Annotated in this window: 18 protein-coding genes; 13 read left to right on the top strand and 5 right to left on the bottom strand. The window is 70.6% G+C overall.

All coding sequences use genetic code 11. The features are described 5' to 3' along the window. Window position 1 precedes the first annotated feature (1 nt). The 6 genes from KBX39_RS00610 (at window position 2) to KBX39_RS00585 (ending at window position 5,420) form a co-directional block, all read left to right on the top strand. Window positions 2–1,180 carry a YcaO-like family protein gene (locus tag KBX39_RS00610; protein ID WP_210868685.1) on the top strand — a complete coding sequence of 393 codons (1,179 nt, stop codon included), beginning with the start codon at window positions 2–4 and terminating at the stop codon, window positions 1,178–1,180. A 22-nt stretch (window positions 1,181–1,202) separates the two neighbouring features. Beyond that, complete coding sequence (locus tag KBX39_RS00605) at window positions 1,203–1,991, top strand: hypothetical protein (RefSeq protein ID WP_210868683.1); 789 nt, start codon at window positions 1,203–1,205, stop codon at window positions 1,989–1,991. Between the two features lie 37 nt (window positions 1,992–2,028). Then, entirely contained in the window at window positions 2,029–2,913 is an 885-nt protein-coding gene (locus tag KBX39_RS00600) for a hypothetical protein (protein WP_147265146.1), read from the top strand. Then, window positions 2,910–4,481 carry a class I adenylate-forming enzyme family protein gene (locus KBX39_RS00595; protein WP_210868681.1) on the top strand — a complete coding sequence of 524 codons (1,572 nt, stop codon included), beginning with the start codon at window positions 2,910–2,912 and terminating at the stop codon, window positions 4,479–4,481. Before KBX39_RS00600 ends, KBX39_RS00595 begins: the two co-directional genes overlap by 4 nt. A gap of 10 nt (window positions 4,482–4,491) precedes the next feature. Further along, window positions 4,492–4,761 carry a phosphopantetheine-binding protein gene (locus KBX39_RS00590; RefSeq protein WP_069087898.1) on the top strand — a complete coding sequence of 90 codons (270 nt, stop codon included), beginning with the start codon at window positions 4,492–4,494 and terminating at the stop codon, window positions 4,759–4,761. 134 nt (window positions 4,762–4,895) lie between these two features. Next, on the top strand, window positions 4,896–5,420 hold the full coding sequence (locus KBX39_RS00585) for a flavin reductase family protein (RefSeq protein ID WP_233514709.1): 525 nt from the start codon (window positions 4,896–4,898) through the stop codon (window positions 5,418–5,420). A 90-nt stretch (window positions 5,421–5,510) separates the two neighbouring features. Here the strand turns inward: KBX39_RS00585 and ileS are convergent, their stop codons facing one another. Continuing rightward, a complete protein-coding gene (ileS, locus tag KBX39_RS00580; RefSeq protein ID WP_043325338.1) occupies window positions 5,511–8,630 on the bottom strand; it encodes an isoleucine--tRNA ligase in 3,120 nt (1,039 codons plus the stop codon). A gap of 445 nt (window positions 8,631–9,075) precedes the next feature. Between ileS and KBX39_RS00575 the strand changes: the two genes are divergently transcribed. The 5 genes from KBX39_RS00575 to KBX39_RS00555 all read left to right on the top strand — a co-directional run bounded on the left by KBX39_RS00575 (window position 9,076) and on the right by KBX39_RS00555 (window position 13,849). After that, a complete protein-coding gene (locus KBX39_RS00575) occupies window positions 9,076–10,056 on the top strand; it encodes a hypothetical protein (RefSeq protein WP_147265147.1) in 981 nt (326 codons plus the stop codon). Then, window positions 10,053–11,303, top strand: coding sequence for an amidohydrolase family protein (locus tag KBX39_RS00570; protein WP_209960892.1), 1,251 nt, complete (start codon window positions 10,053–10,055; stop codon window positions 11,301–11,303). Before KBX39_RS00575 ends, KBX39_RS00570 begins: the two co-directional genes overlap by 4 nt. A 77-nt stretch (window positions 11,304–11,380) precedes the next feature. Continuing rightward, window positions 11,381–12,610, top strand: a complete 1,230-nt coding sequence (locus KBX39_RS00565) for a nitroreductase family protein (RefSeq protein WP_198033290.1) — start codon at window positions 11,381–11,383, stop codon at window positions 12,608–12,610. Window positions 12,611–12,789: 179 nt separating this feature from the next. After that, window positions 12,790–12,999 (top strand): hypothetical protein, encoded by a 210-nt coding sequence (locus KBX39_RS00560; protein ID WP_043325343.1) that lies wholly within the window; start codon window positions 12,790–12,792, stop codon window positions 12,997–12,999. Window positions 13,000–13,066: 67 nt separating this feature from the next. Beyond that, window positions 13,067–13,849 (top strand): aminoglycoside adenylyltransferase domain-containing protein, encoded by a 783-nt coding sequence (locus tag KBX39_RS00555; protein WP_210868679.1) that lies wholly within the window; start codon window positions 13,067–13,069, stop codon window positions 13,847–13,849. A 42-nt stretch (window positions 13,850–13,891) separates the two neighbouring features. Here the strand turns inward: KBX39_RS00555 and KBX39_RS00550 are convergent, their stop codons facing one another. The 4 genes from KBX39_RS00550 to KBX39_RS00535 form a co-directional block, all read right to left on the bottom strand. Next, entirely contained in the window at window positions 13,892–16,351 is a 2,460-nt protein-coding gene (locus tag KBX39_RS00550; RefSeq protein ID WP_210868677.1) for an ABC transporter permease, read from the bottom strand. After that, window positions 16,348–17,097, bottom strand: coding sequence for an ABC transporter ATP-binding protein (locus KBX39_RS00545; protein WP_210868675.1), 750 nt, complete (start codon window positions 17,095–17,097; stop codon window positions 16,348–16,350). Before KBX39_RS00545 ends, KBX39_RS00550 begins: the two co-directional genes overlap by 4 nt. Window positions 17,098–17,226: 129 nt before the next feature. Then, a complete protein-coding gene (locus KBX39_RS00540) occupies window positions 17,227–17,910 on the bottom strand; it encodes an ABC transporter ATP-binding protein (protein ID WP_210868673.1) in 684 nt (227 codons plus the stop codon). Further along, window positions 17,907–18,998 (bottom strand): FtsX-like permease family protein, encoded by a 1,092-nt coding sequence (locus tag KBX39_RS00535; RefSeq protein ID WP_043325348.1) that lies wholly within the window; start codon window positions 18,996–18,998, stop codon window positions 17,907–17,909. The genes KBX39_RS00540 and KBX39_RS00535 overlap by 4 nt, the downstream gene beginning before the upstream one ends. A 171-nt stretch (window positions 18,999–19,169) precedes the next feature. Between KBX39_RS00535 and KBX39_RS00530 the strand changes: the two genes are divergently transcribed. Then, the gene (locus tag KBX39_RS00530; RefSeq protein ID WP_210868671.1) at window positions 19,170–20,390 is read left to right on the top strand and encodes a sensor histidine kinase; all 1,221 of its coding nucleotides are present in this window, start codon (window positions 19,170–19,172) and stop codon (window positions 20,388–20,390) included. After that, window positions 20,387–20,611 (top strand): response regulator transcription factor (locus KBX39_RS00525; protein WP_210868669.1); only part of this gene is annotated, 225 nt, incomplete at its 3' end. The genes KBX39_RS00530 and KBX39_RS00525, both read left to right, overlap by 4 nt.

Genomic DNA, 20,611 nt, shown 5'->3' with positions numbered 1-20,611 from the left:
AATGGCACTCACCGCTGCGGTCGTCCGCGATGATTGGAAATGCGTCCGATTCACGAGTCCTTTCGACGGGCTCTTCGGCTCTGTCGTCGAGGCGGACGACGACGTGCTCGGCGTCGCGTGGGATCTTGACCCCGCACGGGCGGACGAGAGAGCACTGGGTGAGGCTGTCGAGCGCGCCGCGCTGCACGAGCCAGCCCTCGCACCTGTGCGTGCGTCCGCGAACGAGCTCGACTCGAAGGCCATCCGTCTCGACGACCGGGCGACCTTCAGCCCGGAACAGTGCTCGCAAGAGCCGCTGCTCCGCCCGTTCGCATGGAACGCGCACTCCCAGAACACCTGGGTGACGATGCAGTCTCCGCACGGCGAGGTGTTCGTACCCGCCGACGTCGAGCGGATGCGGGTCCACGACTCGGATCCGACCCGCGTCAAACCGATGACCTCGATCGGCGCCGCCTGCGGGGTCGACTGGGACACGGCCCTCACCCGCGCGCTCACTGAGGTCGTGGAACGGCACGCCGTTGCGGCGGCCGTCTACTCCGGGCGCCGCGCGGCCCGAGTCCGTCCCGGCGACGACCGGTACTCCGTTCACGACATCGCGGAAATTCTCGGCGGTGCGGCTGACGTGGTCGTCGGGCTGCTGCCCGGCAGCCATTTCGGATTGCAGGTCGCGCTGGCCGCCATCGTCGGCACCCGCGACGGACTGCCGGAGGTGGCCTTCGGGTCGGCCGCCCATGCGGACGCGGCGGATGCGATCCGCTCAGCGGCGATCGAAGCGGTGCACATCTTTCACCTCGGCTGGCGTCTGCTCCGCCGGGGAGACCCCGAGGAGCGGCCGGTGGGCATCAACACCCGGGCGCTGTGGTGGGCGAGGCACGGGCGCGCCCACCTGGGCGACTACTTCGTCGACCAGGTGGCTGAAGCCCAGGGCCCGACCTCGGGCGGACGTACCTGGACCGAGATCGGCGATGCCATCTCCGCAGAGGGGTTCCGCTGGGCGTACAGCGACATCACCCCGGCATGGGCCGCCGGCGCCGTGGTCGCTCGCGCGGTGGTCCCTGCCCTGCTCCATCTCCAGATCAATCCGTTCCCGCTGCTTTACGCTCCGCGCTTCCCGTCCGAGGTAGAGGCGTTCCTCCGTCGCTCGGGTGGCGGGGTGAACAATGACCATCCGTTTGTCTAGTCCAGGAACTCCGGCGGAACCGGTGCCCGCGGTCGTCGAGGAGCGCCAGATCGCCGACGCGCCGTTCACCGGCGGCGGGGCGCCTGGCGCGTCGCGGCATGGCGGAGGCCCGCCGGTGCTGCCGACCGATCAGGCCGTCGTCGTCTTCGAGTCGGATGGGTGGCGGTCATATCCCACGTCCGGCAGTGATCGGGCACCGTGGCAGCAGCACGGATGGGGCGCCGCCTTCGACCTCGTCAGCGACGCGATGAGGAACGGCTCGTCGCCGCGCACGCTGTCGATGCCCGAGGCGCTTCCCGACCCGTCGAACATGGGAGCGGTGGTCGAGCACTACCCGCCTGTCGTGAGCGGGGCACGTCTGTCGCCCGCAGAACTCTTCGGCGCGGTGGGTCGGTGCCGCCGGCGGTATGCGGCGAAGGGGGTCGGGTTCCACGTCGCGGTTGTCGACGCCGGCGAACTGGGTCCCGGGTGGTACAGCCCGGACGGGACCCTGCTGATCCCGAGAAGCCGGCACGACCTCGGCGAGGAGTTGTCCTCCCTTCTTCCGGTCGCGTACGGCCGGGCGGAGTTCGACGTCGGCGCATCGGTCGTCGTATCAGTGTCCGTCGACGCCGAGCGGGACGCTGCCGACGAGTACATGGAGCAACTCTGGATCGGAGGACTCGCGATAGGCGAGCTCGAAGGGTACGGCTCGGACCTGGGATGGGCGACGCGCGGCAACTATGCGGTGCTCGCCGGATTCCATGACGTCGTCGGGCTGGACTCCGGCAGACAGTTGGCTGTCGGTGCTGTCTGCTGGGCAGGGCTGTGACATGGGAGCCGCGTACACGTGGGCTGCGGGAACGACCATGGAGAACGAGGGCTCCGACACCATCCGGATCAGCGCACCGGCGCTGGGCCGGTCGTGGCGCCTGGACGCGGGCCGCGTCGAGCGGCTTCTGCACCAGGTCGTCGCCGAGGAGTTCGAGGACCCGGCCGTACAGCAGTTGATCCGCCTCGGTCTCCTGGTCGAACGCGAAGGTGCCGACGGCACGTCGTGGGGGCCGGTGCGCCGCTACCACGCCTGGAGCGGAATCGATCATTTTCGCGACGGAGCGGATTCGACTGGTGGCCTCCGGGCATCGGCGCTGCGGCTGTTCTCGCAAGACGACCTCGATGCCCTGCGCGAGCCGGCTGTCCCCCAGGGTCGCCGGGAGCAGATTCCCGAACCGTGGGCGGCGGTGGTCTGGACCGCTCTCACCCGGGTGCGCGCCAATCGCCGACGGTTGCGCGAGGCGGTGCACCCGGCCGAGCTGCTCTACAGCTACGGAGCGGCCCACGGGCTACTGATCGTGTCGCGCGTGGACGGTCGCGTCCTGGTCACTGTGGCCGACCCCGCCTCGTACGGTTCAGGAGTCCGCCTGGCGTCCATGGACGCCGCGGCGGATCCGCGACTTGACGTCCTGGCTCCCCTCGCCATCGGGGTCTTCGGCGATCTCGCCGCCTACCGGAGACGCTATCGCCACGAAAAGGCGTTCCGCGGCTTCCTCGTCGACGGCGGACGGCTGAGCGCGGAAGTCGGTCGCGCTCTTCGCGCGAAGGGCGTCAGCTCGACCACCCGCACGGGCTTCACCGACCCCGCTCTTCTGTCAGCGCTCGGCCTCCAGCCGTTCGTCCATCACCTCGCAGCCGCCTACGTCGCGGACGAGGAGGGCGCCGGCCACCGATACGTCGCGACCCGGGTGGCACCGTGACGACGAGAGGGGCAGGCGGCGCGACGGACCGTTGCCCGGGGACGTTCGGGCTGCTCGAGCGCGTCGCCGGGGAGGTTCCCGACCGCCTCGCGCTGGTCGAACCGTTCGTGCGTGGTCTCACCTTCGCGGAGTGGCTGCACGACTCGGTGGCGCTGGCCGCGCGCCTTTCCGAGGCAGGGATCACCAGTGGCATGCGTGTCGGTCTGCTGTTCGACCGCAAGCACTGGATCGATCTGTGCGTCGCCTACTTCGCGGTGCAACGGCTGGGCGCGGTCACTGTCACCGTCTCGGCGGGAGCTCCGGCGTCCGTCCGCGACTTCATCACCCAGGACGCCGGCATCTCCGCATGGATCGCTGCGGACCCGTCGCCGGTGGGGAACGGCCCGGGCGGCGATCCGTATCAGGTTCTTCCGGTCGAGCCTCCGCGCTGTGGGGACCGGGTTCCCCCGCCGGCGACGACCCGCCCCGAGCAGACGGCCGACATCCTCTACACGTCCGGCACGACCGGCCTGCCCAAGGCGGTCGTGACGCCGCACGCGCTCTTCACGGAGGTCTACGCCCGCCCGCCGTCCGCTCACGGCGGCATCGGCCCGCCGATCCTGCACGCCTTCCCGATCGGTACGGCGGCCGCGCTCATGATGTTGTACGCCCCGTTCCAGGGCATCGACGGGCCCGGGCTCACGCATCCCATCACCAGGGCGGTCGCGGCGCTGCCGGAGTTCAACACCAATGACGTGTGCAAGGCAGTCGCCGACTGTCAGGTCACCCTGTTGTTCCTGACGCCTGCCATGCTGGCACATCTCACGACGCTCACCTCGTCGCAACGTGAGATGCTCGCGTCTCTGGAGGTAATCCACTGCGGTTCGGCGCCGCTGAATCCGGCTCATGTGGAACGAATCCGCCGGATGCTGCCGTCCGTTCGGGTGGTCAACGCGTACGGAACCACCGAGGCTTGGCCCGCGATGGTGGAGATGCCGTCAGCGGGCGCGGATCCCGATGTCGTCGGGAGACCGGCACGAGGCACCCGGATCCGCATCAGGAGCCTGGAGACGGGGCTCGTCGTCGGCCCGGGCGTCCACGGCCGCGTGGAGATGTCCTGTCCGCGGTTCCGCGGACGCCGCTCCTACCTGCACGACTCAGTGCCCTCGAAAACCTTCCTTCCGGACGGCTGGACGGCGACCGGAGACATCGGCCATCTCGACGAGGAGGGCAACCTGCATCTGAGCGACCGCGTCTCTGACGTCCTCAACGTCGGCGGGGAGAAGCTCTCGGCACGCCCGGTCGAGATCGCCCTCCTCTCGCACCCGATGGTCGAGGCCGCAGCCGTGCTCGGACTCCCGCATCCCCGGCTGGGTGAGTACGTCGCCGCGGTCGTGGTGCTCCGGCCGGGCCGGACGAGCCTGGACGACATTCGCGTGCACCTGCTCGAGCGTCTGCCACCGAAGCAGATACCGCGCCGCGTGTTCGCTGTCGGATCGATGCCCGTGACCGAGAACGGCAAGATCCTGAAGAACGATTTAAAGAATTCGATTGCGCGCGGCGAGGGCACGCTTTCGGAGCTTCGCTGAGGAGAGCGACGTGGATTCGTCTGAGGTACTCGAAACAGTTAGCGGATTCTGGCGGGAACTGCTGGAGACGGATGCGGTGGACGTCGACCACGATTTCATCGCGGCGGGTGGAGACTCCCTCCTCGCAGTGGAGCTGTTGGCGCGGCTGGAAGGAACCTTCCCCGACGCCGGCTTCGACGACCCCGCGAACGTCGGCTGGCTGACGATACGAGCGACCGCCGAGCAGATAGTGGCGAGGAGTTCCACCCGGTCGGCGATCGATGCCGGCTCCGGCGACTGAGCCGAGGCCGGTGCGCGCATGCCGCCGACCACTCACCTGACGGGGAAGGGAGCGCTGTGGATGATGCGCGACGTGCTGACGGCCCCGGTGGCTGACGGAAGAGGTGAACGGTGACAGCCGCGAAGCAGAAGCCCGTGTCCCGCGACCGCTGCGGCGGTGACCGTCACGTCGACATGCGGGCGGTGATGGGTGCGTTCGCCACGGGCGTCACGGTGGTGACGTCCGGGCGGGAACTCCCGCACGGCATGACCGCCAACGCGTTCACGTCGGTCTCGCTCGACCCGGCGATGGTGTTGGTGTGCGTCAAGCAGTCCGCCGCAATGCACAGCACAATCCTGGCGAACGGGATGTTCGCGGTGTCGATCCTCGCCGCAGGACAGGAAGAACTGGCGCGCTACTTCGCCAGTCCCAGCCGGCCGCGCGACGAGCGGGAGTTCCGTACCGTCGATTTCCGGCCCGGCGAGCACACCGGCTCCCCCATCATCGAGGGCAACCTCGGCTGGGTGGAGTGCGAGCTCGCCGCCGTGTACGAGGGCGGCGACCACTCCATATTCCTCGGCTCGGTGCTGGACATCGGCCACGGCGACCGCACCGACGCACTGGTGTTCCACACCGGGCGGTTCAGTGTTCTGGCCACGGACGTCCACGGGGTTCGCTGACCCGCCGCTCGGCCCACCGCCGGCCGATACGACGGGCCGGGGCCACGACGCACGGCCGAACGGGCGGCGTGCTCGTGGCCCCGGCGCTCCTCATGCCTTACGCAGCCAGAACGTCAGGCCGAGCGTCTCGTCGGTGAAGGACGTCGCGTCTGCCCACGTCGGCCGCCCGAGGGTGAAGTCCGTCGCGAGCACCTCGTCGGCCACCAGCTTCTGATGCTCCGTCAACGCCGTCAGGGTGTCAGCGGTCGCCTCGTAGCGGAGTTCGATGCGATCGGCGACCTCCAGGCCGGTGGCCTTGCGGGCCTCCTGGATCTGGCGGATCACGTCCCGCGCGATCCCGGCGAGGCGGAGTTCCGGCGTGATGTCCAGATCCAGCGCCACCGTCGCACCTGCGTCGTTGGCGACCGCCCATCCGGCGCGTGGAGTCTCGGTGATGACGACCTCGTCCACCGTGACGACCACCGCCTCACCGTCCACGTCGACGGTCGCCTCACCTCTCGTACGGAGGGCGTTGGCGAGGGCGGTCGGCTCGGCCGCCATAATCGCCGCGGCGACGCCTTGGACCGCCTTGCCGAACCTCTTGCCCAGGGGACGGAAGTTCGCCTTCACCGTCGTGTCCACGAGTGAACCGCTGGTGGCCGTGATGGGTGCCACCGAGACGACATTGAGCTCCGACGCGATCTCGGCGAGGAGTTCCGCCGGCAGGTCGGCGAAACCTGCCGCGGACACGACCGCGCGAGACAGCGGCTGGCGCGTCCTGATGCCGGAGTCGGCGCGGGCGGAGCGGCCGAGTTCGACGAGCCGACGCACGAGAAGCATCTGCGCCGACAGTTCCGGGTCGATCAGGGACAGGTCGCCGGTGGGGTATGCGGCGAGGTGCACGGACTCCGCCGCACCGGGCGTGACCGGAACCACCAGGTCCTGCCATACCCGCTCGGTCACAAACGGTGTGATCGGCGCGAGGAGGAGCGTCAGGGTGGACAACGTCTCGTGGAGCGTGGCCAGGGCGGCCGGGTCGCCGTGCCAGAAACGCCGGCGGCTGCGGCGAACGTACCAGTTGGAAAGATCGTCGATGAACGTGGACAGCAGCCGGCCGGCCTCGTGGGTGTCGAAGCGCTCCATCGCGGCGTCCACGTCGCGTACCAGGCTGTTGAGCTCCGACAACAGCCATCGGTCCAGCAGCGGGCGGCTACGGGGCGCGGGATCTGCCGCCGACGGCGACCAGCCGGCGGCACGGCCGTACAGCGCCCCGAAGGACACGGTGTTCCAGTAGGTCAGAAGAGTCTTGCGGACGACTTCCTGAAGCGTGTTGTGCCCGACGCGCCGGGCCGACCATGGGGAACCGACAGCGGCCATGAACCAGCGCACCGCGTCGGCACCGTGCTCGTCCATCAGCGGGATGGGTTCGAGGATGTTCCCCAGGTGTTTCGACATCTTGCGGCCGTCCTCGGCGAGGATGTGGCCCAGGCAGACGACCGTTTCGTAGGCCGACTTGTCGAAGATGAGGGTGCCCACCGCCATGAGGGTGTAGAACCATCCCCTGGTCTGGTCGATCGCCTCCGAGATGAAGTTCGCCGGGTACCGCTTCTCGAAGAGTTCGACGTTCTTGTGCGGATACCCGAATTGCGCGAAAGGCATCGAGCCCGAGTCGTACCACGCGTCGATGACTTCGGGCACCCGGCGCGCGGTGGCGCCGCATCGGCAGTCGAAGGTGACGTCATCGATATAGGGACGGTGGGGATCCAGCTCGGACAGGTCGGTCCCGGCCAGCTCGCTCAGCTCGGCCAGCGAGCCGACGCAGGTCAGGTGGTTGTCCGGGCAGCGCCAGATAGGCAACGGCGTGCCCCAGTACCGACTGCGGGACAACGCCCAGTCGACGTTGTTGTTCAGCCAGTCCCCGTAGCGGCCGTACTTGATGTTCTGCGGCTGCCAGGTCGTCGCCTCGTTCTCGCGCAGCAGCGCTTCCCGGATGGCCGTGGTGCGGATGTACCAGGACGGCTGCGCGTAGTACAACAGCGCCGTGTGACAACGCCAGCAGTGCGGGTAGCTGTGCTCGTACGCCTCCTCGCGGAAGAGCAGTCCCCGCTCGGCGAGATCCGCCACCAGGACCGCGTCGGCACTCTTGAAGAACGTGCCGCCGACGAGCGCGAGGTCGGACTGGAACGTGCCGTCCGGACGGACGGGGTTGACCATCGGAAGACCATACGCACGGCACGCGGCGAGGTCGTCAGCGCCGAATGCCGGCGCCTGGTGCACCAGGCCGGTGCCGTCCTCGGTCGTCACGTACGTCCCGAGGATGACGAAGTTCGCGTCCTCGACCTGGACCAGGTCGAATGGCCGCCGGTAGGTCCAGCGTTCCATGTCCTTGCCACTGAAGGAGTCGCCGACGACGGTCCATCCCTCACCGAGTGCGCTGCCCGCCAGCGCCTCCGCGACAACGAGCTGCTCCTGGCCGTCGGTCATTACGACGTAGGTGACGTCGGGATTGACCGCGACCGCGACGTTGGAGACCAGCGTCCATGGGGTCGTGGTCCACACGAGCAGGGAAGCCTGGCCCGCCAGGGGGCCCGAGGTGAGTGGGAACCGCACGAACACCGACGGGTCGGTGACCACCTCGTACCCTTGGGCGAGCTCGTGATCGGACAGCCCCGTCCCGCAACGAGGACACCAGGGCGCCACGCGGAAGTCCTCGACGAGCAGCCCTTTTTCGAAGATCTGCTTCAGCGACCACCACACCGACTCGATGTATTCCGGGTCCATCGTCCGGTAGGCGTCGTCCATATCGACCCAGTAGCCCATGCGTTCGGTCAGCCGGGCGAACTCGTCGGTATGCCGGGTCACCGACTCGCGGCACCGGGCGTTGAACTCCGCGATACCGAAGGCCTCGATGTCGCGCTTACCGGAAAAGCCGAGTTCGCGCTCGACAGCCAGTTCCACCGGAAGTCCGTGGCAGTCCCAGCCGGCCTTCCGCGCGACATGGAAGCCCTTCATCGTCTTGTACCGGGGAAAGACGTCCTTGAACACTCTGGCTTCGATGTGGTGCGCCCCTGGCATGCCGTTCGCCGTTGGGGGCCCCTCGTAGAAGACCCATTCCGGCCGCCCCTGCGATCTTTCCAGGCTGAGGGCGAAGACCTTACGATCACTCCAGAATTTGAGGATGCCGTGATCGATATCGGGAAAGCTCGCCTGCGCGGGCACAGCGCGGTACATGGATCCTCCAACGAAGCGGTTACCGAACTTCGGTGGAGGGACGAGGCCCGGGCCCCGCGGTACCACCCTCCTTGGCCACAGCGCGCGGCCCTCTCGTTAAGTTGTGGTCGGGTCTACTCGGCGTGACGCCTTTCTTCCGACGGCTCCAGGGTGATCTTCCCGCTGCGCACACCCCCGGGCTTCCACCATCCCCGGGTCTCTGCTGGCTGCGTGCAGTGGTACTCGTCCCTATCGACGCCTTTCCGGGCCAGTGTAGCCCATCGCGCCGTTCGGCCGATGGCGGCGGCAAGGAGGATGACGGACGCGAAAGTGGGTGGTGAACGTGCCTCACAGGCACGGCGCGCATCAACTGCCGACAGGTCGCACACCCTCGTGAACAAGCCACCCGAACGCTACGATCGGCGTCAATCTCAGCAATCAGTCGACGACGTCGAGGTGACCGCCCTTGTTCACGCCAGCTCAGCTAGGTCTGGACGATCCCGCTCGCTACGTCGAGGCAGAGGAACGGTTTTCCCGGACCGCTTCGGAATGCGCCGCTTCCGCGAATGTCGCCGGGGAGGGGCGAGCACTGCTCAACACGGCGTGGGCGGTGGAGAAGCAGGGCAGAGGGGCGGAGGCAATCAAGCTGGCGGAGACAGCGAGACATCTTCTCCGTGATTCGGAGGCCCTGTCGGCTCTCGCCGAATGTTGCCACTCCATCGGCGTATGGCGGTTTCACCACTTCGACGACGATCCGCCCGTGAACGACTTCCGCGAGGCGATCCAGGTGCGCCTCGGCACCGGAGATCTGATGGCTGCCGCCCAGTCGTGGCACAACATGGGATACGTCCAGTTGGCATCCGGTGACGTCGCGGGCGCCTGGTCCTCGTACGAGCACGCGACAGATCTCCTCCGTCAGGTTCGCGACGGCGGCGACACCGAACTCGCCTCGAAGGCGTTCCGCCAGTTCGGTTTCATCCTGTCGCACCAGGCGTTCGCTGCCGCACGTCACGACTCGGCCCGCGCCGCCCTTCAAGCGACAGGACGATACTTCGACCACGTCCGGCTTACCGGCGCCCACCGTGAGCCGGTCTACGCCTACCTCGCGCCGGGAATCGCCCTAGCCGCTTCCCGCGAGGTGCCCGAGGACGAGGCGAACGCGCTCGAGGCGCTGGTGGGCATCGCTCCAGACCCGGAGTCATGGCTGCTCGCTGCCGTCCGTCAGGCGACCGACGCCATGACGTCGCCTGTTGATACGGGCACCGGCCGGCACGCCTACCTGGGCGCCCGGATCCTCGCGCTGGCAGAGCTGGCGCGCTGGCACCACATGGCCGGCCGCGGCCGGGAGGCGGACGAACTGGTGGACTTGGCCGTGAATCTGTCGCGCGCGCGGGGATGGCACGGGGAGGCAGTGCGCGCTGCCCGCGTCTCCGAAGGATCGTCGTGACGGCCACGCCGACCGCGGATTTCACCATTGCCGGCTGCACCGTCATCGATCCGGATTCCGGCACCACCACCCTCGGCTCGTTGTCGATCATCTCCGGTTCAGTCAGCACACGCACCACCGCAGATGCCGACCTCCCACACCTCGACGGCACCGGTTTGTTCGCCGTTCCCGGGCTCATCGACATGCACGTCCACGCGACCAGCGATCCTCATGGCCGGACCGCGTCGAGCTGGTCGGACATCTCGGCCACCACCATGACGCTGACGGCTGTCGCGAATCTGGCGACCGCGCTGCGCAGTGGGATCACGACGGTCCGCGACCTGGGTGCTCCGCGTGACCTCGGGTACTCCATCCGCAACGCCTGGGCCCGGGACTTGTTCGTCGGGGCCAGGCCGTTCGTCGCCGGTCCGGTCATCACCGCAGTCGGCGGGCACGGAAGCTGGCTCGGTGTCGAATCCGAAGGAGCCGGATCCATCGGCGCGCTCGTGCGTCGAAACGCCGCCGACGGCGCGGATGTGATCAAGCTGGTGATGCGCAGCGCGGCGCGCCGGATGGAACTCCGGCCGGAGGAACTGAGGGAGGCGGTCGCCGAGGCCCGTTGGCTGGACATCCCCGTAGCCGTACACGCGAACTTCTCGGAGCGTTCGATCGACGCGGCCGTGGAAGCCGGCTGCGACACCTTGGAGCACGGCTTCGCGATATCGGAGGCCGCTGCCGGTGCGATGTCGAAACAAGGCACCGCCCTCTGCTCCACCGCTGTAGCGCTCCAATCGATAGTGAGGCGGCCGCAGCTCTGGATCCGGCAGGGAGGCAAAAGTCTGGTGGAGATGGCCGTCAGGCAACTCCCGGAGGCACGACGCAGCTTCGAGCGAGCTCTGGCGGCCGGCGTCACACTCATCGCGGGGACGGACGCCGGAGCCGCCGGGGTGGGTTTCGACTCCCTGCCGTCCGAGCTGGAGGCCATGGTTGACTGGGGCGCCTCCCCGCACGAAGCGCTCGCGGCAGCGACGTGCAGGGCAGCCGAGGCCCTCCGTCGTCCGGATCTGGGCTCCCTGTGCGACGGCACGATGGCAGACGTCGTTCTGCTCCGCGCGAATCCGCTCGTCGACATATCCGCGTGCAGAGAGGTCGAAGCCGTGATCCAGGCCGGGCGTCTCGTTCGCCTGGACACACTGTCGCGGCTACACGGAATGGCGGTGTCCTCCGCTCCGGGCACAGTCCTTCCGCCCATCGGGTCGACCTCATGAGGCGCTGGGCCCCGGCAGCGGGGTGGAGCATCGAACCGGACGCCGACGGCCTCGCGTTGACCCACAGCGGCCGCCGGATGACCGTCCGCATGCCGCCCGAGGTCGGCAGGGAGATCGTCGCGGCCGTCGGCGGGCTGTCGTCCGCCCGGGAGCTCACCTCGCGAGGTGGCGAGGAGCTGGCCAAACTCGACGCCCGCGGCGTCCTCGGCGTAGAAGTCGTCCATGAACAGCACGTACTCGCGCGACATGAACCGGGCGCCCGCCGGGTCCGCCACTCCCCGCCGTCGCCGTACGTGCGGCCGGTTCGCGCCCTTCCGTCGGCCCACATGCGCTTCGGTCCCGACGGGCCGGAACTGGCCGGCGGGAACTCGGCAGATCGCGTCGTCCTGACCTCGACATGGGCCGTCGAGTTCGCCGCACGTCTGATCGCACGGGCGGATGTCGAGGTCGACTCTGCCCCGGAGAGTGAACTGCTCGACCTGCTGAGCCGGGCCGGCCTGTTGGTCACCGGGCGGAACCAGCATTCGGAGGAGTGGGAGTTTCACGACTCGCTCTTCCACGGGGCGACGCGCCTGGACACGAGCTTCGGGCTGTACGGTGCCAAGATCGGAACAACTCACTGGGAGATCGACAACCCGGTCAGGCGCCCGATGACAGCGGAGCGCATCGCTCTCGGCCACGACGACCGCTCGCAGGAGGGCATGACGCTCCAGGAGGCGATTTCCGCCAGGTCATCGCTGCGCGACCATGGCGGTCCGCCCATCGGGAGCGCGGAGATCAGCGCCGTCCTCGATGCGTCACTTCGGATTCGCCGCTTGGAGCGTACCGTCGCGAGCGAGCGAGCGTGGCGTTCGATGCCGACCGGCGGGGCGCTGTCGGGGCTGTCCGCCGTCGTCATCGCGGCTTCGGCCCATGACCTGGAACGCGGGGCATATGAATACGACGCCGTGAGCCACGAACTCGCGCCGGCGTCAGGACCCGCGCCGGCGATCGACCGGTGGCTGGGCCTCGCCCATCGATTGACGGGCATCCCGCACACGTCGATTCAGGCGATGGTGCTGTTCGTGCTCGACTACGCCCGCCCCGCCCGTTCCTACGACTCCATAGTCTATGCGACCGCGTTGAAAGAGGTGGGTGCCGCGCTCCAGGCCATGGCCCTGGTGAGCGCCGATCGAGGGCTGTCCTTCTGCCCGATGGGTGGAGGTTTCGCGACGACCGCGGGACTGGGAGAGGGCATCCGAACCGGCGCCGTCATCGGTGAGGCAGTGCTGGGGCGGCCAAAAGGGACCGAACGAGCCGGCGAATGACGCCCCGGGAGACCGGGCGTTCATTCGCCGGGCCGGGAGTCGGTCATCGGCGGAACGGCCCGGCTTCGCTGCGCGACGTCATCGATCACGACACGTGAGCCTGCCGTCCTGCGGCGAACGCAGCAGCCCTCCGACCGTCACCACGGCGGGGCTGGCGCGTACGCCGTAGCGTCGACGGCATGAGAACGATGCTGGTGTCGCTCGCGGTGATCGTGGTGGTGGTGCTCGCGCTCGTCGTCTTCGTCGCCCGCCGCGACCGGACGAGGCGCCCGTCGGACGAGGATCCGGCCGCGGTTCGCCAGGCCGGCGCCGACCAGCACCGGCACGACGCGCAGCGGCAGATCGCGTCGGGCCTCGCCGAGCGGCACCGCAACCCGCCGAGCACGTAGGCACGACCGGCGGTGCGGGCCGGTTTTATCGGTGGCCCCGCGGCGACCCACCGTGCAGGATCACCCGGTGGTCCCACCCGACACGGTTCTCTCCGACCTCCGCGAGGCGTGGCGCCGCACGCTGACGGACGACCTTCTCGGCCTGTACGTGCACGGGTCGCTCGTGGCAGGCGACTTCGACATGAACCGCAGCGACCTCGACCTGCTCGCGGTGCTCGCGAGGGACCCGGACGGGAAGCTCCTCGGCGTCCTCGCCGAACTGCACGCGGACCTCGACCGGCGGCACCCGCTGTGGGCCGGCCGGATCGAGGTGGAATACGTGTCACTGGACGCGGTACGCCTCGTTCCCGGCCGGGACCACGTGATCGCCCGGATCAGTCCCGGGGAGTCGTTGCACCTGCTGCCCGCCACCACCCACCGCGTCGTGACCTGGGCCGCCGTGCACGACTACGGCCGTACGCTGCTGGGACCGCCGGCCGGCGGGCTGCTGCCCGCCGTCGAACCCGGCCTCGTGCGCGCCGCCCTGCGGGACCACGTGCGCGACTGGCCGGACTGGGTGCTCGACATGACCCCACCCGGAGCCCAGTCGTACGCGGTGCTCACGCTCTGCCGCGCCTACCAGCGCCTGTGCGACGGGCGGCAACTGTCCAAGCGGCAGGCCGCCCAGCAGACCGCCGACGACCTGCCGCGATGGGCGGACCTGATCGTCTGGGCGCGCGACTGGTGGTACGACTCCGGCCACGACAGCGATCCCGGCCGGTTCGACGAGGTCCGGGCGTTCGTGCACGAGGTCAGCGCCACCGTCCTGGCCGAGGAACGCAAGGCGGAAGCATCCGGCGGACACCTGTAGTTCGACGCCCTGACGATCAGGCTGCCGCACGTCCCGATGGACCTACTCCTTCAGGCCGATGTTGTCGATCGGCGGAGCGCCGAGCAGCCGCCGGACGGGCCACACCGTGCTCACCAGCGCCAGCAGTGCCGTACCGCCGAGCACCGCCGCCCACCCGAGCGGCGGCACGTACGGGATCGGGCTGCCGGTCAGTCCGTTGACGATCGCGGCCAGCGTCAGCACCGCGATCGTCGCGCCGATCAGTACCGCGGTGCCGAGCAGCCCGGCCTGTTCGGCCCGGACCATCCCGCGAATCTGACGGCGGGTGACCCCGACGAGTTGCAGCAACGCCAGCTCGCGGCGGCGGGCCAGCGCCGCCATCACCATCGTGGTGGCCGCCGCCAGCGCCGCGTACCCGACCATCACGCCGATCAGCAGCCGGTTCAGCCAGGCGCCGAGCGCCAGATCGGTGCTGAGCAGGCGCGTACGGGTGGCGGCGTCGAGAATCTCGGCGCCGGGCCGCGCCGCCGCCCACGTGGCCAACGCGGTGCCGGCGTCCGGGCCGCCGCGGACCAGCACCTCGTCGACGGTGTTCGCCGCGGTGTGCCCGGCGACCGTCTCGGCGGCCACCGTGACGTCGCCGAAGCCGAGGCCACGGTCGTAGATCGCGATCACGTCCAACGTGACCGGGGTGCCGTCGCCCAGCCAGAGTTCCGCCTTGTCGCCGACGTCCCAGCCGGACGAGGAAGCCTGCGTCGTGGACAGTGCGACGGTACCGGCGCGCAGCTCGGCCAGGGCGCCCTTGCGCACGGTGAGGTCCATCGTCGACGTGAGGCCCTCCGGGTCGACCGCTTGCGCGCCGACCGGCTCGATGCCGCCGAGCGCCCGCACCACGACCTGGGTGCGGCGTACCCCGGTGGCAGCCTGCACCCCGGCCAGCTCGCGGATCTCCCGGGCCGCGTCCGCCGGCAGTCCGCCCGGAGCGGTGAGCACCCGCTCGGCGAGCGTTCCGGCGCTGCTCTGCGTGGCGGTCTGCCGTTCCAGGTTGTCCTGCAGGAACCAGACCGAGCCGCCGAACCCGACGGACAGCACGAGGGCCGTCAGGACGGTGGCCATGCCCTGCGCGTTGGCCCGCAGGTTGGCTGCGGCCAGGTAGCCGCCGGCCCGCCAGATGCGCGGCAGCACCGGGGTGAGCAGGCGTGCCGCGTAGGCGTTGATCATCGGTGCGAGCAGCGCCACCGCGATGACGAACAGGTAGAGCATGCCGACCGCACCGGCCAGCGCCCCGGCCGACCCGGCGCCGCCGAGCGTGAACGCCCCGGCGCTGCCGGCCGCCATCAGCGTCAGCACGCCGGCGATCATCCGTGCCGGGCCGCTGCGCCGGGGCTCGACGGCGATCTCGCCGAGCGCCTCGATCGGCTTGATGGCGGTGACCCGGCGCGCGGCGATCAGCGCGGCGACCACCGCCACCAGGACGGCCGTACCGATGGCGGCCGGCACCGCGAACAGACCGCCCGCCATCGGGAAGCCGGCCGGCACGAACAGTTCGCCGTGCACCCAGCGGGCCGCCAGCAGGCCGACCGGGCCGCCGATCGCGGAGCCGGCCAGGGCGAGCAGCGCGGCCTCGGCGACAAGCATGCGGCGCACCTGCCCCGGCGTGGCGGCGACCGCGCGCAGCAACGCCAGGTCACGTCGACGGTGCCGGACGGACAGCCCGATGGTGCCGGCCACCACGAACACGATCAACAGGACGACGTACCCGCCGAAGGCCGCCCCGGCCCCGACCAGCAGGCTCTGGGCGGCCAGGTTCTCCGACTGCTCGGCCTTCCCGCGGTCCTTTCCGGCGTACGTCGTGGCGCCGGCCGCCGTCGCGATCTCGCGCACCGCGCCGAGGTCGGCGCCGGGCGCCATCCGTACGCCGATCGCGTCCACCCGGCCCGGGTGGGCGGACAGGCGCGCGGCCTGCGCGTCGGTGAAGAACACCGCCGCCGTACCGGTCTCGGCGGTTCCGCTCACCCGGTACGACCGGTTGATTCCGCCGACGACCAGCTCGATGGGGTCGCCGGGCGACACCCCGAGCCGGGTGTCGGCCACCACCTCGTCGTCGGTCCGGGGCGCGGCGCCCGCGGCGAGGCGACGACCGGTGAAGACGTACGTGTCCCAGCCGTGTCCCACGGCTGCGGGTGAGCCGATCGGCACCCGGTCGTCGCCGGTGACGGCCACGACGCCCGGCACCCGGCGGATCCGGTCCACCAGGTCGGCGTCCACGGTGCCGCCCTCGGGCAGCGCCACGGTGCTCGTGGTGGTGTCACCGTCGAACTCCCGGAACGTGTGGCTGATCGTGCGGTTGGCGACGACCACGTCGGCACTCGCCCAGAGCCGCGGCTCCGGGCGGAACCGCAGCCCCGATTCGACGAGCGTGCCCATCGCCACCAGGATCAGCACGCCGACGATCAGGGCCAGCAGGGTCGCGGCGGCGGGGCCGGTGCGGTGCCGCAGCAGGCGGGCGGCGAGGCCGGTCATCGGAGGACCCGCCGGTCCAGCGACGCCAGGTGCTCGGCGATCCGGACGGCGCCGAGCTGCGGGAGGTCGGCGACCATCGCGCCGTCGGCCAGCACGAGGACCCGGTCCGCGTACGACGCGGCGATCGGATCGTGGGTCACCATCACCACCGTCTGCCCGTGTTCGTCCACGACCGCGCGCAACAGCGTCAGCACCTCCGTCGCGGTACGCGAGTCGAGGGCGCCGGTGGGCTCGTCCGAGAAGATGACCTCGGGGCGGGTGGCCAGCGCCCGGGCGATCGCCACCCGCTGCTGCTGGCCGCCGGAGAGCGCCGCCGGCCGGTGGTGCAGCCGGTCGGCGAGGCCGACCCGCTCGACCACGTGGGTCAGCCAGGCCCGCTCCGGACGGACGCCGGCCAGACGCAGGGGCAGCACGATGTTCTCCTCGACGGTGAGCGCGCCGATCAGGTTGAACGCCTGGAAGACGAACCCGATCCGGGTACGACGCAGCTCGGTCAGGCGCGTCTCGGACAGCCCGGACAGGTCGGTGCCGCCGAGGAGCACCCGGCCGTTCGTGGGGCGGTCGAGCCCGGCCGCGATCTGCAGCAGCGTGCTCTTGCCGGAGCCCGACGGTCCCATCACCGCGGTGAAGGTGCCCCGGCCGAAGCCGACGTCGACGCCCGCGAGCGCGGTCACCTGGTTGCGGCCGGCGCCGTACACGCGGGTGAGTTGTTCGACGCGTACCGCCGGCTCGACGGTCTGTCCCATTCTGGTGGCCTCTCTCCGTGTCATCGGCAGCAACTGCGCGCACCAGAAACGCTATTGAGCTGGTGGAACAGCGACCATCCAGCGGGCTGCCCAGTCCGGGTACAGCAGGCACCACCTCCGACCCGTATCTCAGCGGGCCGGCGCCGGAAGGTGGAGGCGGCCGTCGTGGACCTCGGCGATCTGGTCGACGGCGGTGAGGTGCGTGCGGTCGTGGGTGACCAGGACGGTGGCGGTGGTCTGCTGGTGGGTGAGGCGGGTGATCAGCTCGATGACGGCGGCGCCGCGTTCGTGGTCGAGCGCGCTGGTGGGTTCGTCGACGAGCAGGACTGTGGGGTCGTTCATCAGGGCGCGGGCGATGTTGACGCGCTGGCGCTGGCCGCCGGAGAGCTGGTGCGGCCGGCGGTCGGCCTGACCGGCGAGGCCGACCGCGTCGAGGAGTTCTACGGCCCGGGTACGGGCTCCGGCCGGTGGGCGGCCGTCGATCTGGACCATCACCTGGAGTTGCTCGGCGGCGGTGAGGGAGGGCAGCAGGTTGGGCTGCTGGAAGACGATGCCGATCTTGTGGCGGCGCAGGTCGGCGAGTTCGCCCCGCGTCATTCCGGTGGTGGGGGTGCCGTCGATGGTGACGGTGCCGGAGTCGGGGGTGATGAGGGTCGCGGCGACCGCGAGGAGGCTGGACTTGCCGGAGCCGGAGGGGCCGATCACGGCGGTCAGGCTGCCCTTGGGTACGTCAAGGGTGACGCGGTCGAGGGCGGTCAGGCGGCCCTCGCCGTCGGGGTAGGTGAGGGTGACGTCGGTCAGGTTCAGGCTCATCGGGCGCTCCCCAGGGCGGTCAGCGGGTCGACGGAGGTGATGCGGCGGATGGCCAGAGCGGCGCCGAGGGCGCCGAGGACGACGATCACGGCCGCGGGAAGGAGGACGGTCACCGGGGTGAGGAGGAACGGCACCGTGGACCCGGCGACGAGGGCGCCGAGCGCGGCGGCGATGCCGGTGCCGAGCAGGGTGCCGCCGGTGAGCAGGACGACGGCCTGTCCGAGGGCGTCCTTGAGGAGGTTGGCGGTGGGGGCGCCGAGTGCCTTGAGCACTGCGACGTCGCCGCTGCGCTGGATGGTCCAGACGGTGAAGAAGGCACCGATGACGAGGGCGGAGATGGCGAACAGGAAGCCGCGCATCAGCTGCAGGGAGCCGTTCTCGGAGGTGTAGGAGCCGATCGCGGACAGCGAGTCGGCCACGGAGACCGTCCTGGTGCCCGCCTGCCGGTCGGTGGCTCCCAGGTCGGCGTCCGCGGTGGTGGTGAGGGCGACGACGGTGGCCGTCTGGCTGCCGTCACCGGTGCCGGTGGGAGGCGCGCTCTTCTGCCACACGTCCAGGCTGATCCACACCACGGGGGTGTGGCTGAAGGAGGCGTCGCCGCGTACGGCCGCCACCGTCAGTTGCTGCCCGGCCAGGGTGACGGAGTCGCCGGCCCGCACACCGAGGTCGGCGGCGGCCTTGGTGGACAGCACCGCCGAGCGGTCGTCGATCCGGCCGCTGTCGGGGGCCAGGCGGGAGCCGGGCCGGACGCCGAAGGCGGAGACCCCGACGCTCCGGTTTCCGGCGGTGGCCCTGGTCGTGGTGATGCCCAGCGGTTCGGCGCCGGTCACGCCGGGGGCCTCGGCCCACTGCTGCCACTGCCGCTCGGTGACAGTGGAGTTGGAGTAGGACACGTCCTGGCCGTCGCCGGGCGCCTGGAAGGCGATCCTGTCGGCGGGCAGGCCGGTGATGGCGGAAATGTTCTGCCGGCCCAGTCCGGCCGTCAGCCCGGACAGCAGCCCGACCAGCAGGGTGATCAGCACGATGACGGTCCCCATCAGGGCGAAGCGCCCCTTGGCGAACTTCAGGTCTCTCCAGGCGACGAACACGGCAGTGGCCTGTCCTTTCGGGCGGTGGAACGGTATGCATCCACGATCGCGGCCGGCGCCGGCGTGCGCGTCCGGCGTGGGACAGCACTTCGCGGGCCGAAAGGCGACGCCCGGGTTCTAACTTTCGATAGAGGCCCCCGGGGCGCCGGCGTCGGTAACGTGGGACGCACTGTGAGCACCGCTGCCCCTGCCCTGACCCCGACCACCCGAGCCCTGGCCTGGTGCCTGCACCTGCTGATCATCGGCCTGCTCGTCCTGGCCGCGGGCCGGGCGGTGGCCGACGACCGGCCGCACGCCGGATCGATCGTGGCGGTGGCGGTGGCGTGCGGTCTGGCGTACGCCGTCGGGCCGCTCCTCCCCCGCATCCGGCGCTCGCGGCGGGCCGCCGCGTGGTGGCTGGCCGCCGTCGGCGCCGTGTGGCTGGTGTTGCTGGGCCTGTCCCCCGACGCGATCTGGGTGGCGTTCCCGCTGTACATCCTCCAGCTCCACCTGTTGCCGCGCCGCGCCGGCCTGGCCGCCGTGATCGTCACCGCCGTGGCGGCCGTCGCCGGGTTCGGCGCCCACACCGGCTCCTTCACCCCGGCCACGGTGATCGGTCCCGCGCTCGGCGCCGCCGTCGCCGTCGGGGTGGTGTGGGGATACCAGGCCCTGTACCGGGAGAGCGAACAGCGCCGGCAGCTGATCGAGGAACTCACCGCCACCCGGGCCGACCTGGCCCGGGCCGAGCACACCGCCGGCGTACTCGCCGAGCGCGAGCGTCTGGCCCGCGAGATCCACGACACCCTCGCCCAGGGCCTGTCCAGCATCCAGCTGCTGCTGCGCGCCGCCGAGCGCGCCCTGCCCGGCCGGCCCGACGCCGCCTCCGGTCACGTCGACGCGGCCCGTCAGGTCGCCGTGGACAACCTCGCCGAGGCCCGCCGCTTCGTCGCCGCGCTCACCCCGCCCACCCTGGAAGGCACCACCCTGGCCGGGGCCCTGGAACGCCTGTGCAGCACCACCAGCGCCCGCCACCGCCTCACCGCCCGCTTCCACCTCACCGGCGACCCCGTGTCGCTGCCGACCGCCCACGAGGTGGCGCTCCTGCGTATCGCCCAGTCCACAGTCGCGAACACGGTCCGCCACGCCCGGGCCACGACGGCCGAGGTCACCCTCAGCTATCTCGGCGACCGCATCGCCCTGCACGTCGTCGACGACGGGCGCGGCTTCGACCCGGAACAGCTGCCCGCTCCCGACGTCGACGGCGGCGGCTTCGGCCTGGCGGCCATGCGCGCCCGCATGGCCGCCCTCGGCGGCACCCTGGCCGTCGCGTCCGCGCCCGGCCGGGGCACCGCCCTGACCGCCGAGCTTCCCCTCGCCCCGACCACCAGGACCGAGCCCGAGGGCCGACCGTGACCGACGACGTTCCCATCCGCCTCCTCCTGGCCGACGACCACCCGGTCGTACGGGCCGGACTGCGCGCCGTGCTGGAAACCGAACCCGACCTGGTCGTCGTGGCCGAAGCCGCCACCGCCGAGGAGGCCGTCACCCGCGCCGCCGCGGGCGACATCGACGTCGTGCTGATGGACCTGCAGTTCGGCAAGGGCATGGGCGGCGCCGAGGCGACCGCCCGGATC

This window comes from Micromonospora sp. D75 (assembly GCF_018070405.1).
In the GTDB taxonomy this organism is placed as follows: Bacteria; Actinomycetota; Actinomycetes; order Mycobacteriales; family Micromonosporaceae; genus Micromonospora; species Micromonospora chalcea.
Note: the sequence above shows the minus strand (reverse complement) of the source record. Positions and strands in the feature narration are given on the sequence as shown.